This window comes from Streptosporangium sp. NPDC003464, from assembly GCF_053588315.1.
This window is the reverse complement of the sequence record NZ_JBSFPS010000278.1, coordinates 1-13,161: the sequence shown is the minus strand read 5'-3', so window position 1 is coordinate 13,161 and position 13,161 is coordinate 1. Positions and strand designations below refer to the sequence as shown.

Sequence of the window (13,161 nt, the reverse complement as noted above, 5' to 3'; positions counted from 1 at the left end):
ACCACGGACACGATCAAGGTCATGGCCCTGTCGGCCTACACTGTCGGCTCGACCAAGGACACCGCCCAGTTCATCAGCGATGTCCTGGCCGCGGCGACCGAGGCCACGGGCACCGGCACCTCCGGCTACACCGCTGGTGGCGCCACCCTTGGCTCGAAGACCGTCACCTACACCGCGGCCAACAGCTGGAGCACGCAGCGCGCCAACAGCACCTCCTACACCGTAGGCGGCGGGTGGACGGCCCGGCCCGGACAGACCGCTCCAGGAGGCGGCTAGGCGGGGACGGAGGCCACGCCCGGCGGCAGGAAACGCGGCTCGGCGATCCCGGCCCGGTCCAGATACGGGGTGATGCCGCCCAGGTGGAACGGCCAGCCCGCGCCGAGGATCATGCACAGGTCGATGTCCTGGGCGGCCGCGACCACGCCCTCGTCGAGCATGATGCGGACCTCCTCGGCGAGCGCCCGCAGCGCGCGCAGCCGTACCTCCTCGGCGGTCGACGGGGAGGTCCCGCCGGAGAAGAGGGCCACCGCCTCGGCGTCCAACGAGAAGTCCGGCGCGTAGACGCCGGGCTTGCCGGCCGCGACCAGCCTGGCGAGGTTGTCCGACACCCCGTAGCGGGACGGGAAGGCCGCGTGCATGGTCTCGGCGACGTGCAGCGCGACGGCCGGGCCGACGAGCTGCAGCAGCGTGAACGGGGTCATCGGCAGGCCGAGCCCGTCCAGCGCGTGGTCGGCGACCTCCAGCGGGGTGCCCTCGTCGACGGCGCCGATGACCTCGCCCATGAAGCGGGTCAGCAGCCGGTTGACCACGAACGCGGGCGCGTCCTTGACCAGCACCGACGACTTCTTCAGCGACCTGCCGACGGCGAAGGCGGTGGCCAGCGTCGCGTCGTCGGTCTCGGCGCCCCGGATGATCTCCAGCAGCGGCATCACGGCCACCGGGTTGAAGAAGTGGAAGCCCACGACCCGCTCGGGGTGCCGCAGCGCGGCGGCCATCTCGGTCAGCGACAGCGAGGAGGTGTTGGTGGCCAGCACGCACTCGGCGGAGACGACCTCCTCCACCTCGGCGAACACCTTCTGCTTGACCTTCAGGTCCTCGAAGACGGCTTCGATGACGAAGTCGGCGTCGGCGAAGGCGTCCTTGGTCAGCGAGCCGGTCACCAGGGCCTTGAGCCGGTTGGCCTGGTCGCCGGAGATCCGGCCCTTGCCCAGCAGCTTGTCGATCTCGGCGTGGACGTAGCCGACGCCCTTGTCCAGCCGGGCCTGGTCCAGGTCGGTCAGCACGACCGGGACCTCCAGGCGGCGGGCGAACAGCAGCGCCATCTGCGAGGCCATCAGACCCGCGCCGACGACGCCCACCTTGGTGACCTTGCGGGCCAGGGCCTTGTCGGGGGCTCCGGCGGGCTTCTTGGCCCGGCGCTGCACCAGGTCGAAGGAGTAGAGGCCGGCGCGGAGCTCGTCGCCCATGAGGAGGTCGGCCAGCGCCCGGTCCTCGGCGGCGAAGCCCTCCTCACGCGAGGCGGTGCGGGCCAGCTCGATCAGCTCCAGCGCCCGGTAGGGGGCGGGGGAGGCGCCGTGCAGCTTCATGTCGACCAGGAAGCGGGCGTCGGCGACGGTCTTGGACCAGTCGTCGGCGGTGTGGTCGGCGCGGGAGACGGTCACCTCGCCGCGCAGCACCCGGGCCGCCCAGCGCAGCGACTCCTCCAGGAAGTCGGCCGGCTCGAACATCGCGTCGGCGACACCGGCCGCGAAGGCGTCCCGGCCCTTGATCATGCGGTTCTGCGAGAGCGGGTTCTCGATGATCAGCTTGATGGCCGCGGCCGGGCCGATCAGACGGGGCAGCAGCTGGGTGCCGCCCCAGCCGGGCACCAGGCCGAGGAAGCACTCGGGCAGGGCCACCGCGGGCACGCCGGAGGAGATGGTCCGGTAGGTGCAGTGGAGGGCGACCTCCAGGCCGCCGCCCATCGCCGCGCCGTTGACGAACGCGAACGACGGCACCTCCAGCTCGCCGAGGCGGCGGAACACCTCGTGGCCCAGCCTGCCGATCGCGAGCGCCTGCTCCCGCTCGGCGACCGTGGCGGCGCCCTTGAGGTCGGCGCCCACCGCGAAGATGAACGGCTTGCCGATGACGCCCACGGCCGCCAGGTCCCCGCGGCCGGCGATCGAGTCGAGGGCCTCGTTCAGGGAGGTGAGCCCCCCGGGGCCGAACGTGGACGGCTTGGTGTGGTCGAAGCCGTTGTCCAGCGTGATCAGCGCCATGGTGCCCGCGCCGTAGGGCAGTTCCACGTCGCGGACGATCGCCTTGGTGACGACCTCGTCGGCGAACAGTTCCTTGATGTCCGTCACTTGTTACCTTCCCAGCCCAGGTTCTCCCAGATGACCGTCCCGCCCATGCCCATGCCGACGCACATCGTGGTCACGCCGTACCGGACGTCGGGGCGCTCGCCGAACTCGCGCGCCAGCTGCGTCATGAGCCGCACGCCCGAGGAGGCCAGCGGGTGACCGAAGGCGATCGCGCCGCCGTAGGGGTTGACGCGGGCGTCGTCGTCGGCGATGCCGAAGTGCTCCAGGAACGCCAGCACCTGCACGGCGAAGGCCTCGTTGATCTCGAACAGGCCGATGTCGGAGATGGAGAGCCCGGCCAGGCGGAGCGCCCGCTCGGTGGACGGGATCGGGCCGACCCCCATGACCTCGGGGTCCACGCCGGCGAAGGCGTAGGAGACCAGGCGCATCTTGGGCGCCAGGCCGAGCTCCTCGGCGACGTCGGAGGCGGCCACGATGCAGCCGGTCGCGCCGTCGTTGATGCCGGAGGCGTTGCCCGCGGTGACCCGGCCGTGCGGGCGGAAGGGGGTCTTCAGCGCGGCGAGCCCCTCCAGGGTGGTGCCGGGGCGGGGGGCCTCGTCGACGGTGGCCAGGCCCCAGCCCTGCTCCGCCGACCGGGTGGCCATCGGGACCAGGTCGGGCTGGATCCTGCCGTCGGCGTAGGCCTTGGCGACCTTCTCCTGCGAGGCGAGGGCGAAGGCGTCCGCGCGCTGCTTGGTGATGGTGGGGTAGCGGTCGTGCAGGTTCTCCGCGGTCATGCCCATGACCAGGGCGGAGCCGTCCACGAGCTGCTCGGCCAGGAACCGGGGGTTGGGGTCCACGCCCTCGCCCATCGGGTGGCGGCCCATGTGCTCGACGCCGCCGGCGATGGCGACGTCGTAGGCGCCGAAGGCGATGCCTCCGGCGACCGAGGTCACGGCGGTCATGGCACCGGCGCACATGCGGTCGATGGAGTAGCCGGGCACGCTCTTGGGCAGTCCGGCCAGCACCGCGGCGGAGCGGCCGATGGTCAGGCCCTGGTCGCCGATCTGCGTGGTGGCCGCGATGGCCACCTCGTCGACGCGCTCCGGCGGCAGGTTCGGATTACGCCGGATCAGCTCGCGGATGACGCGGATCACCAGATCGTCGGCGCGCGTCTCGGCATACAGCCCCTTGGGGCCCGACTTGCCGAACGGCGTGCGCACACCGTCGACGAATACGACGTCACGAGAGGAAGGCACGGGGTTCGCTCCTCGTTGCTGGGTAGCTTCCCCCCTATGCTACTGGTCAGTAACAACACTCCGCGCGGCCAGGGTGCCCAGCGGGTCCGGGATGCGGGAGGCGGCCGGCTCTGGCAGACTGGGAAAACGCTTTCCCTGGAGGTTGCCGATGGTCACGCTCGAAGATGTCGCCCGGCGGGCAGGCGTCTCGCTCGCCACGGCGTCGCGGGTGCTCAACGGGAGCACCCGTCAGGTGGGGGCGTCCCTGCGGGCCAAGGTGGAACTGGCCGCAGCCCAGCTCGGCTACCGGACCAACGTGGCCGCCCAGACGCTGGCCCGGGGGGCCAGCAACGTGATCGGGCTGGTGGTCCACGATCTTACCGACCCCTACTTCGCCGCGCTCGCGGACGGGGCCATGCGGGTGGCCGAGAGCCAGGAGCTCGTGGTCATGGTCGGCACCACGCACCGCGACCCCGAACGGGAGATCGCCTACGTCTCGACCCTGAACGCGCAGCGGGTCTGCGCGGTGCTGCTCGCCGGCTCCCGGGTCGCCGACCCCCTGGTGACCCGCCGGCTCCGGGAGGAGCTCGACCGCTACCGGGAGACCGGCGGCCGGGTGGCCTGCGTCGGCCAGGACCTGCTCGGCGCCGACACGGTGGTGCCGGGCAACCACGAGGGCGCCGCCGCGCTGGCCCGGTCCCTGGCCGGGCTGGGCCACCGGCGCTTCGCCGTGCTCGCGGGCCCCGCCGGGCTGATCACGGCCCGCGACCGGGTGGCGGGGTTCGCCGGGGCGCTCGCCGGGCTCGGCCTGCCCGCGCCGCAGATCGTGCACGGCTCCTTCGACCGGGACGGCGGCTACGCGGCGGCGGCCGAGGTCTCCGGCGCCACGTGCGTGTTCGCCGTCAACGACGTGATGGCCGTGGGCGCGCTGGCCTCCTTCCGGGACCGGGGCGTGCGGGTGCCGGACGACATCTCCGTGGCGGGCTTCGACGACATCGCCACCCTGCGCGACCTGGTCCCGGCGCTGTCCACCGTACGGCTGCCGCTGGCCGACATGGGCGCCCGCGCGCTGGAGCTGGCCCTCGACGCGGCCCCGGAGGTCCGGGTCGAGCCCGTGGCCGGAGAGGTGGTCCTGCGGGAGAGCACCCGCCGGCCGGCCTGAGCGCCCCGCGGCACGCGGGAGCCCTTCCGGTCAGCGGCCGCCGGAGGCCGGCCTTCCCTGCTCGTTCACGGGCGGGACGGTGAGCTGCCCCCGCAGCCAGCGGATCGTGCGGACGACCCCGTCGCCGTAGCCGGCAGGGTGCTGGCGGCCCCGGCCGAGCTGTCGGGAGACGTCCTCGGCCGCGCTCTCCTCCATCCCGAGGTTGAGCCCGGTCGGCCCGTGAATGGGCCGCGGCGTGTTCCGGACGGGTGACTTCCGGCGGGTGCCGAGCACCCATTCACACACGGCGGCCGTCCCGGAGCACCACGCCCTGTCCGGCTCGCCGGAGGTCCCCGCCTGGCCCGCCCGGGCCAGCTCGGCGATCCGGCCGATCTCCGCCTCGGTGCGCACGATCACCCCGCGGCCGCCGACCAGATGTCCCCATCCTTCGGAGGAGCGGCGGCCGGGCATCGGCACCGTGTCCCTGACACCGATCAGCCAGTGCAGGATGCTGATGACCCCGTCGGCCGGGACCACCCGGCCCTCGCGCGGGACCCGTTCGGCGGCGTCGATCTCCGCGCGCGCCTCGGCGAGGGTCGGCGGGGCTCCCGACGTCGGGCGGCCGCTGACGGGCGCCTGCTCACTCTTGCCGAGAGCCCACAGGATCGCCTGTCCTTGTCCGGACGGGGACGACCCCGGGTTGGCGGCCTCCCACTCCTGGATCGCTTCGAATACAGCCATCACGTGTTCCGCCGGCCGCTGTACGGCGGGGCTGGCTTCACTGTCTGCGATCGTCATGTCCTCACCGTACGTTCATCCGCCTCATGACTCCAACGCGGAGCGGTCGTCCGGAGCGGGCGGACACGTCCGCCCGGGTCTCAGCCGCCGATCAGCTCGCCGTACCTGGCCATGATCCGCGTCAGCACCTCGTCGGGGTCGGCGGCCCACACGTCGGCGTTGAAGATCTCCACCTCGATGTCCCCGGTGTAGCCCGCCTCGGTCACCGCCCTGGTCAGGGGCGCGAAGTCGATCACGCCGTCGCCCATCACGCCCCGGCCGAGCAGGACGTCGGCCGGCAGGGGCGACAGGAAGTCGCACACCTGGTAGCCGGCGATCCGCTCCCCGGCCCTGGCGATCTGCTGGAAGACCTGCGGGTCCCACCAGACGTGGAAGGTGTCGACGATGACGCCGACCTGCTCGGCCGGGTATGGTTCGGCCAGGTCCAGGGCCTGGCCGAGGGTGGACAGCACGGCCCGGTCGGCGCAGTACATCGGGTGCAGCGGCTCCAGGGCCAGCCTGACGCCGCGCTCGCCGGCGTAGGGGGCCAGGACGGCCAGCGCCTCGGCGACCCGTTCCCGGGCGCCCGCCAGGTCACGGGAGATCGTGCCCAGGGGTTCGCCGGGGACCACCCCCGGCAGGCCGCCGACCACCATGACCAGGCACGCGGCCCGCAGCGCGGCGGCCTCGTCGATCGCCCTGCGGTTGTCGTCGAGGGCGTCCCCCGAGGTCAGGAAGCCGCCCCGGCACAGGGACGACACCCGGAGCCCGGCGTCCGCGACGAGCTTGACGGTCTCCTCCAGCCCCTGCTCGGCGACGTTCTGCCGCCACAGGCCGATCGCCTCGACGCCGTGCCGCACGCACCCGTCGACGGCCTCGGCCACCGACCATCGCCGGGTGGTCCACTGGTTCAGCGCGAAACGGCTCATGTCCCGTCCGCTCTCCGCTCCCGCGCTCACAGTCCGTGCACCGCCAGCAGGGACCTCATCCGGGAGACCGCCAGCTCGGGGTCGGCCAGCAGCCCGGCCCGGTCGGCCAGGCGGAACACCTCGGCCAGGTGGGGGAGCGAGCGGGCCGCCTGGGCGCCGTTGACCATGGCGAAGGCGTCCTGATGACCGTTGAGCCAGGCCAGGAAGACGATACCGGTCTTGTAGTTGTAGGTCGGCGTCTCGAAGATCTTCCGGGAGAGGGCGACCGTCGGGTCCATGATCTCGTCGTAGCGCGCGAGATCGCCCGCGTCGAGCGCCTGCAGGGCCGCCGCCGCGGCCGGGGCGATCGCGTCGAAGACGCCCAGCAGCGCGTGGCTGCCCGACTTGATCAGCGAGGGGTAGTTGAAGTCGTCGCCGGTGTACAGCCTGACGCCCTCGGGCAGCGCCGCGCGCAGCCCGATCTCGTGGTCGGCGTCCAGCAGCGAGACCTTGACGCCCTCCACCATCGGCGCGTGCTCGGCGATCAGCGCCAGGAACGACGCGGTGGCCTCGGCCACGTCCGCCGAGCCCCAGTAACCCGCGAGCTGGGGGTCGAACATCTCGCCGAGCCAGTGCAGGATCACCGGGCGGTCCACCTGGGAGAGCAGCTTGCCGTAGACCGCGTGGTAGTCCTCGGGCCCCCGCGCGATCCGGGCGAGCTGGCGGCTGGCCATGACGATGACGCCGGCCTCCGCCTCCCGCACGGTCTCGATCTGCTCGGTGTAGGCGGCCACGACCTCCTCCAGCGTCGCCGCCCGCGGCGCGTGGTCGGTGCCCGCGCCGCAGGCCACCAGCGTGGCGGCCGTGCCGAAGGAGGCCGCCTCGGCGGCGCTGCGCCGGATCAGCTCGCGGGTGGCCGCCCAGTCCAGGCCCATGTTGCGCTGGGCGGTGTCCATGGCGTCGGCGACCCGCAGGCCGTGTGACCACAGGTGGCGGCGGAAGCGCAGCGTGGCGTCCCAGTCGACGGCGGCGGGGGAGCCGGGGGTGTTGTCGCCGAGCGGGTCGGCGACGACGTGGGCGGCGGCGTAGACGACGCGACTCCTGGCGGGGCCGGCGGGCACCGCCCAGGTCACCGGCTCGCGCAGGGTGTGCTCCCCGCCGGGCAGCGCGATCCTCATCACGGCTCCACCGGCAGGCGGCGGCCCTCGGCGGAGGAGCGCAGGCCCAGCTCGGCGAGGCGGACGCCCCGCGCGCCGGAGGCGAAGTCGTGGGGGAAGGGCGCGTCCTCGATCACGTGGCGGACGAACATCTCCCACTGGATCTTGAAGCCGTTGTCGAACTCGGCGTTGTCGGGCACCTCCTGCCAGTCGTCACGGAAGCGCGCGGTGACGGGCAGGTCGGGGTTCCAGACCGGCTTGGGGGTGGTGGCGCGGTGCTGGACGCGGCAGTTGCGCAGGCCCGCGACCGCGCTGCCGTGCGTGCCGTCCACCTGGAACTCCACCAGCTCGTCCCGGTTCACCCTGACGTTCCAGGAGGAGTTGATCTGGGCCACGATGCCGTTGTCGAGCTCGAAGACGCCGTAGGCGGCGTCGTCGGCGGTGGCCGGGTAGGTCCTGCCCTGCTCGTCCACGCGCTCGGGGATGTGGGTGACGGCCTGGGCGTAGACCGACCGCACCTGGCCGAAGAGGTTCTCCAGCACGTAGGCCCAGTGCGGGAACATGTCGAGGACGATGCCGCCACCGTCCTCGGCGCGGTAGTTCCACGACGGGCGCTGCGCGGCCTGCCAGTCTCCCTCGAAGACCCAGTAGCCGAACTCGCCGCGCACCGACAGGATCCGGCCGAAGAAGCCGCCGTCGATCAGGCGCTTGAGCTTGAGCAGGCCCGGCAGGAAGAGCTTGTCCTGCACGACGCCGTTCTTCACGCCCCTGGCGGTCGCGGCCTCGGCCAGCGCCAGCGCGTCCTCGAAGGTCTCGGCGGTCGGCTTCTCGGCGTAGACGTGCTTGCCCGCCTCTATCGCCTTCAGCACCGACTTCACCCGGGCCTGGGTGACCTGGGCGTCGAAGTAGACGAGGTTGCCGTCGTCGGCCAGCGCGGCGTCCAGGTCGGTGGTCCAGTCGGCGATGCCGTGGTCGCGGGCCAGCTTCTCCAGCTTCTCGGCGCTCCGGCCCACCAGCACCGGCTTGAGCGTCACCCGGCTGCCGTCGGACAGCGCCACGCCGCCCTGCTCGTTGATCGCCAGGACCGATCGGACCAGGTGCTGGCGGTAGCCCATCCGGCCGGTGACGCCGTTCATCACGACGCCGATGCTTCGCGGGGACATCTTCTTGAGCCTCCTATGGAAAGCGCTTTCCCGGTTACCGTACGGCAGCCGCCGCCTCCTCGGCAAGCGCTTACCCGGGAGGCGGCCGCAGGAGCCGGCCGGTCCGGCGCGGAGCCGCTCGGGGCGGCTCCCGGGACCGCCGGGTCAGATCTCGCCCTTGGTCTCCAGCCGGATCAGCGCCTTGGCCATCGGGTGGGCGGTCAGGCCGATCTGCCACTCCCGGGCGCCCAGCTCGCGCAGCCGGACCGTGACGCTCTCCTCGTCGATGACCGCGGGTGGCTCCCAGGTCAGCCGGCGCACCGCGTCGGGCTGGAGCAGGTTCTCCGTGGGCATGTGGTGCTCGTCGGCGAGCGCGGCCACCACGGCCCGGGCGGCGGCCAGCCGCCGGGCGGCGACCGGGTCGCGGTCCATCCACCGGTTGGCGGGCGGCGGCCCGTCACCCGGGGTGCTGGGCTGCGGGAGCTCCGACTCCGGCAGCGCCCGCCCCCGGCCGATCGCGGCCAGCCAGTCGCGCAGGTGCCGGCGGGCGCTGCGGCCGGTGAAGGGGGGGATCTCGGTGAGCGCCTTGGTGGTGCGGGGCAGCTCCAGGGCAGCGGTGACGATCGCCGCGTCGGGCAGGACCCGGCCCGGCGCGAGGTCCGACTCGCGGGCGAACTCGTCGCGGAGCGTCCACAGCTCCCGGACCACGGCCAGGCCGCGCAGCGAGCGGACCTTGTGGATCCCGGAGGTGGGCCGCCACGGATCCGAGCGCGGCGCCGGGGACCTGTGCGCCAGCACCGAGGCGAACTCCTCCTTCGCCCAGGCCAGCTTCCCGCTGGACTCCAGCTCCTCGTGGAGGACGTCGCGTAGCTCGACCAGGACCTCGACGTCGAGTGCCGCGTAGCGCAGCCAGTCTTCCGGCAGCGGGCGGGTGGACCAGTCGGCGGCGGAGTAGCCCTTCTCCAGCTTCAGCCCCAGGACGTTCTCCACCATCATGCCGAGCCCGACCCGCTCGTAGCCCAGCAGCCGCCCGGCCAGCTCGGTGTCGAACAGCTCCCGAGGGTGGAAGCCCAGCTCCGCCAGGCATGGAAGGTCCTGTGAGGCCGCGTGGAGCACCACTTCCGCGCCGGCCAGCGCCGCGTCGAGCTCCGACAGGTCCGGGCAGTGGACCGGGTCGATCAGGGCGCTGCCCGCACCCGCGCGGCGTAGCTGCACCAGATAGGCGCGGCCGCTGTAGCGGTAGCCGGAGGCCCGCTCGGCGTCCACGGCGACCGGGCCGGTGCCCTCGGCGAAGGCGCGCACGGCGCGTGCGAGGCCGGCGGGATCCTCGATGACGGGTGGGATTCCCTCTCGCGGCTCCAGCAGCGGAACAATGGTTGTCTCGTCGGTCACGTTCGGAAGGGCTCCGGATCTTCGCGACGGCGTGGCGGCAGGGTCGCCACGTCGGGTGGCAGGGGGGGTATACCCGCCGCGAGGCACATCAGATCGCACCAGGCGGCGACATGGCCGGAGAGATCCTCCTCCAGCGGAGACCAGGAGGCGCGCAGCTCCAGCTCCGTGCTCACCGGGTCGTCGGCCTTGTTGCCGAAGCCCTCGGAGACCGCCCGGGTGACGGTCCCCCCGGCGGCGGCGTAGCCGGCGCCGTGCGCGTCGAGCGACTCGGTGAGCCAGCTCCACGCGACGGGACCGAGCAGCGGATCTTCGGTGATCTCCAGCTCCATGTCCGCCCGGACGTAGGCGACCAGGCGGAACGGCCCGTCCCAGCCGCGCTGGCCGTCCGGGTCGAAGAGCATGATGAGGCGGCCGACCGCCAGCTCGTCGTCGTCGCGATAGACCGACGCGCCGATGGCGGCCGAATAGGGGGCCAGGCGCTGCGGCGCCGGGATGTCCTCCAGCTCGATCTCCGGTCTGACCTCGGCCGGGCGCAAAGTGGCCGCCGCACGCCGGAAGGCGGCGGGAGCGGGCGGTGCGTCACCGAGGGTCATATCGGAAGCGTAGGTCGGAACTGAGCGCATTGGGACCACTGGGGTGTGTGTAGGAGCCATTGGAGCCAATCAAGCCACTGCCATCGACCGGCGGAGAGCGGGCGCGCCCTCGCCGTCGGGGACCCCCGGGAACAGGGCGTGGCCGCACTCGACGCAGGCCCACTCGGGGCACCGGCCCGGTCCGTGGCCGTCGGAACAGGGGGGCTGCTCGAAAACCCGCTCGGCGGCACAGGAAGCACAGTGCTCACCGCGGCGTTCGGTTGAACTCCACATCGTGGACATCGCACGGGCCTTTCGTCGGGTCGTGGTCCGACGTTGGCACGTCGCGCCGACAATTCCGCGCAACGTGCTCGGCGTGTCCCGAAAGTGGTGCCGGAATCGATGCCGCGCGGTGACTTGACAGACATTTGGACCAGCCATGGGCCGTACCAAGTTCATCAATGGGAGAAACTGTACCCGGAAACATGATCGCTCCGTGCCTTCCGCCGCCGCCGGATGCCTGCCGACATCGCTTTCTAGCGGACGAAGCACTCGAAACCGGCAGAACCCGATCGTCATCATGACTTGAAACTGTCTGGGCGTTGTTCGCCGTGATCTCATTGAATAACAGGTGATTTCGTACCGAGAACCTCGGTCAATGGCCTTGGTGAGCGGACCGCGCCCCCGGCATGGCACCCTGGGAGGGTGACTCCCGAGCTTGCCGACTCCCCGTTCGTCCGCGCCTGCCGCCGCCTGCCCGTCTCCCGCACGCCCGTGTGGTTCATGCGCCAGGCCGGCCGCTCGCTGCCCGAATACCGGGCCGTGCGGGGCGGGGTGCCGATGCTCACCGCGTGCGCCACCCCCGACCTGATCGTGGAGATCACGCTGCAGCCGGTCCGCCGCTACGGCGTGGACGCGGCCATCTTCTTCAGCGACATCGTGGTGCCGCTCAAGGCGATCGGGATCGACCTGGACATCAAGCCCGGCGTCGGGCCGGTGGTGGCCGAGCCGATCAGGGACGCCGACGCGATCAGGACGCTGCGCCCGATCGAGCCCGACGACGTCTCCTACGTCACCGAGGCCGTCCGGACGCTGACCGGCGAGCTGGGCCCGACCCCGCTCATCGGCTTCGCGGGCGCGCCGTTCACCCTGGCCTCCTACCTCATCGAGGGCGGCCCCTCCAAGAGCCACGACCGCACCAAGGCGATGATGTACGGCCGGCCGCAGCTGTGGCACGCCCTGATGGAGCGGCTGACCGGGATCACCCTCGACTTCCTGCGCATCCAGATCGCCGCCGGGGCCTCGGCGGTCCAGCTCTTCGACTCCTGGGTCGGCGCCGTCGCCCCCGAGGACTACCGCGAGTTCGTCCTGCCCTACACCAGCCGCATCTTCGCCGGCCTGACCGACCTGGACGTCCCGCGCATCCACTTCGGCGTCGGCACCGGCGAGCTGCTCGCCCTGCTCGGCGAGGCCGGGGCCGACGTGGTCGGCGTCGACTGGCGGGTCCCGCTCGACGAGGCCGCCCGGCGGGTCGGCCCGGGCAAGGCGCTGCAGGGCAACCTCGACCCGGCGACGCTGTTCGCCCCGTGGGAGGTCGTCGAGCGCCGCGCGGGCGACATCCTCGTCCGCGGCGCCAAGGCCGAGGGCCACATCTTCAACCTCGGCCACGGCGTGCCCCCCGGCGCCGACCCCGACCAGCTCGCCCGCCTCACGGACTTCGTGCACGAGGCCTCCACCCGCTGACCTCCCGCCGCGGGGGCTACGGACGCCCGGGCGGAGCCGGCTCCTCCGGCTGCCCAGGCCCCTCGGGGGCCCGTGCGGCTCCCTCGCCGTCCGGGGCCCGCTCGGGCCCGTCGCCGACGGGGAAGGTCCCTCGCGTCCCGCCGGCGCCGCCTCCGGGGCCGGCTCCGTCGCCGGCGGGGATCCGCCCGGGGCCGTCGCCGGGGAAGATCCCCGCCGGCCCGCCCGGACCGGCCGTGCGGGGCGGTGCCGTCCGGACGGCGCGCTCCCGGCTACGGCGGAGCAGGAAGGCCAGCAGCAGCCAGAGCGGCACGATCAGGATCAGCCAGGGCAGCAGCACGCCCAGGACCGTCAGCCCGACCTTGAGGGCCGTGACGAAGCTCTTCCAGCCGGTCTGCAGCCCGCCGAGGAAACCGGACGGCTCATCCTCCTTCTCGGGCACCACGGTCGCCGGGCCCACCAGGTTCAGCGTCAGCGTCGCCATGCTCGTCTGTGAGGCGAGCGTCTTCTGCCTGGCCTGCAGCGCCTCCAGGTCGGACTCGCGGCCGGAGATCTCCCGCTCCACGTCCAGCACCTCGCCGATCGTGTCGGCCTTCTTCAGCAGCGCGCGCAGCGAGTCGAGCGCCGACCGCGCCGACCTCAGCCGGCTCTCCACGTCGGCCACCTGCTCGGTGACGTCCTCGGTGTTCTGCTGGAGCGACTCGCGCGTGCCGAGGTCCTTGCCCAGGCGCTCCAGCACGCCGGGATAGCCCCCGGGCGGGACCTTGAAGACCAGCTGCGCGGAGCCCTCGCCGCCGGTGTAGGCGTCCGAC

At 72.7% G+C, this 13,161-nt stretch carries 12 protein-coding genes; 3 read left to right on the top strand and 9 right to left on the bottom strand.

Annotated elements, in window-relative coordinates:
• A partial coding sequence (locus tag ACWDS7_RS39920; protein ID WP_451933500.1) for a hypothetical protein occupies positions 1-276 on the top strand: 276 nt, incomplete at its 5' end.
• On the opposite strand, the gene ACWDS7_RS39915 is transcribed toward ACWDS7_RS39920, so the two are convergent.
• Positions 273-2,345: a 3-hydroxyacyl-CoA dehydrogenase NAD-binding domain-containing protein gene (locus ACWDS7_RS39915; RefSeq protein ID WP_306867680.1), complete on the bottom strand. Its 2,073-nt coding sequence runs from the start codon at positions 2,343-2,345 to the stop codon at positions 273-275. The genes ACWDS7_RS39920 and ACWDS7_RS39915 overlap by 4 nt on opposite strands.
• Entirely contained in the window at positions 2,342-3,541 is a 1,200-nt protein-coding gene (locus ACWDS7_RS39910; RefSeq protein WP_451933499.1) for a thiolase family protein, read from the bottom strand. The genes ACWDS7_RS39915 and ACWDS7_RS39910 overlap by 4 nt, the downstream gene beginning before the upstream one ends.
• A gap of 148 nt (positions 3,542-3,689) precedes the next feature.
• Here ACWDS7_RS39910 and ACWDS7_RS39905 point away from each other — a divergent pair, with 148 nt between their 5' ends.
• The gene (locus ACWDS7_RS39905) at positions 3,690-4,682 is read left to right on the top strand and encodes a LacI family DNA-binding transcriptional regulator (RefSeq protein ID WP_306867682.1); all 993 of its coding nucleotides are present in this window, start codon (positions 3,690-3,692) and stop codon (positions 4,680-4,682) included.
• Positions 4,683-4,712: 30 nt separating this feature from the next.
• Here ACWDS7_RS39905 and ACWDS7_RS39900 read toward each other — a convergent pair whose 3' ends face one another.
• From ACWDS7_RS39900 to ACWDS7_RS39875, 6 genes are all read right to left on the bottom strand, one after another.
• Positions 4,713-5,402: a hypothetical protein gene (locus ACWDS7_RS39900; RefSeq protein WP_451933498.1), complete on the bottom strand. Its 690-nt coding sequence runs from the start codon at positions 5,400-5,402 to the stop codon at positions 4,713-4,715.
• Between the two features lie 137 nt (positions 5,403-5,539).
• Positions 5,540-6,367, bottom strand: a complete 828-nt coding sequence (locus ACWDS7_RS39895; RefSeq protein ID WP_451933497.1) for a sugar phosphate isomerase/epimerase family protein — start codon at positions 6,365-6,367, stop codon at positions 5,540-5,542.
• Between the two features lie 26 nt (positions 6,368-6,393).
• On the bottom strand, positions 6,394-7,524 hold the full coding sequence (locus tag ACWDS7_RS39890) for a dihydrodipicolinate synthase family protein (protein ID WP_451933496.1): 1,131 nt from the start codon (positions 7,522-7,524) through the stop codon (positions 6,394-6,396).
• Positions 7,524-8,666, bottom strand: coding sequence for a Gfo/Idh/MocA family protein (locus ACWDS7_RS39885; RefSeq protein ID WP_451933495.1), 1,143 nt, complete (start codon positions 8,664-8,666; stop codon positions 7,524-7,526). The genes ACWDS7_RS39890 and ACWDS7_RS39885 overlap by 1 nt, the downstream gene beginning before the upstream one ends.
• A gap of 144 nt (positions 8,667-8,810) precedes the next feature.
• A complete protein-coding gene (locus tag ACWDS7_RS39880; RefSeq protein ID WP_451933494.1) occupies positions 8,811-10,037 on the bottom strand; it encodes an HRDC domain-containing protein in 1,227 nt (408 codons plus the stop codon).
• Positions 10,034-10,630 (bottom strand): DUF3000 domain-containing protein, encoded by a 597-nt coding sequence (locus tag ACWDS7_RS39875; protein WP_306867692.1) that lies wholly within the window; start codon positions 10,628-10,630, stop codon positions 10,034-10,036. Before ACWDS7_RS39875 ends, ACWDS7_RS39880 begins: the two co-directional genes overlap by 4 nt.
• A 684-nt stretch (positions 10,631-11,314) precedes the next feature.
• Between ACWDS7_RS39875 and hemE the strand changes: the two genes are divergently transcribed.
• Positions 11,315-12,352 (top strand): uroporphyrinogen decarboxylase, encoded by a 1,038-nt coding sequence (hemE, locus tag ACWDS7_RS39870; protein ID WP_451933493.1) that lies wholly within the window; start codon positions 11,315-11,317, stop codon positions 12,350-12,352.
• Between the two features lie 16 nt (positions 12,353-12,368).
• Here hemE and ACWDS7_RS39865 read toward each other — a convergent pair.
• Positions 12,369-13,161 (bottom strand): DUF4349 domain-containing protein (locus ACWDS7_RS39865; protein WP_451933492.1); only part of this gene is annotated, 793 nt, incomplete at its 5' end.

Coding starts and splice junctions, on each gene's coding strand:
- ACWDS7_RS39885 (WP_451933495.1), bottom strand. CDS start 8,666: ATGTCCCCGCGAAGCATCGGCGTCGTGATGAACGGCGTCACCGGCCGG.
- ACWDS7_RS39875 (WP_306867692.1), bottom strand. CDS start 10,630: ATGACCCTCGGTGACGCACCGCCCGCTCCCGCCGCCTTCCGGCGTGCG.
- ACWDS7_RS39905 (WP_306867682.1), top strand. CDS start 3,690: ATGGTCACGCTCGAAGATGTCGCCCGGCGGGCAGGCGTCTCGCTCGCC.
- ACWDS7_RS39890 (WP_451933496.1), bottom strand. CDS start 7,524: ATGAGGATCGCGCTGCCCGGCGGGGAGCACACCCTGCGCGAGCCGGTG.
- ACWDS7_RS39895 (WP_451933497.1), bottom strand. CDS start 6,367: ATGAGCCGTTTCGCGCTGAACCAGTGGACCACCCGGCGATGGTCGGTG.
- ACWDS7_RS39900 (WP_451933498.1), bottom strand. CDS start 5,402: ATGGCTGTATTCGAAGCGATCCAGGAGTGGGAGGCCGCCAACCCGGGG.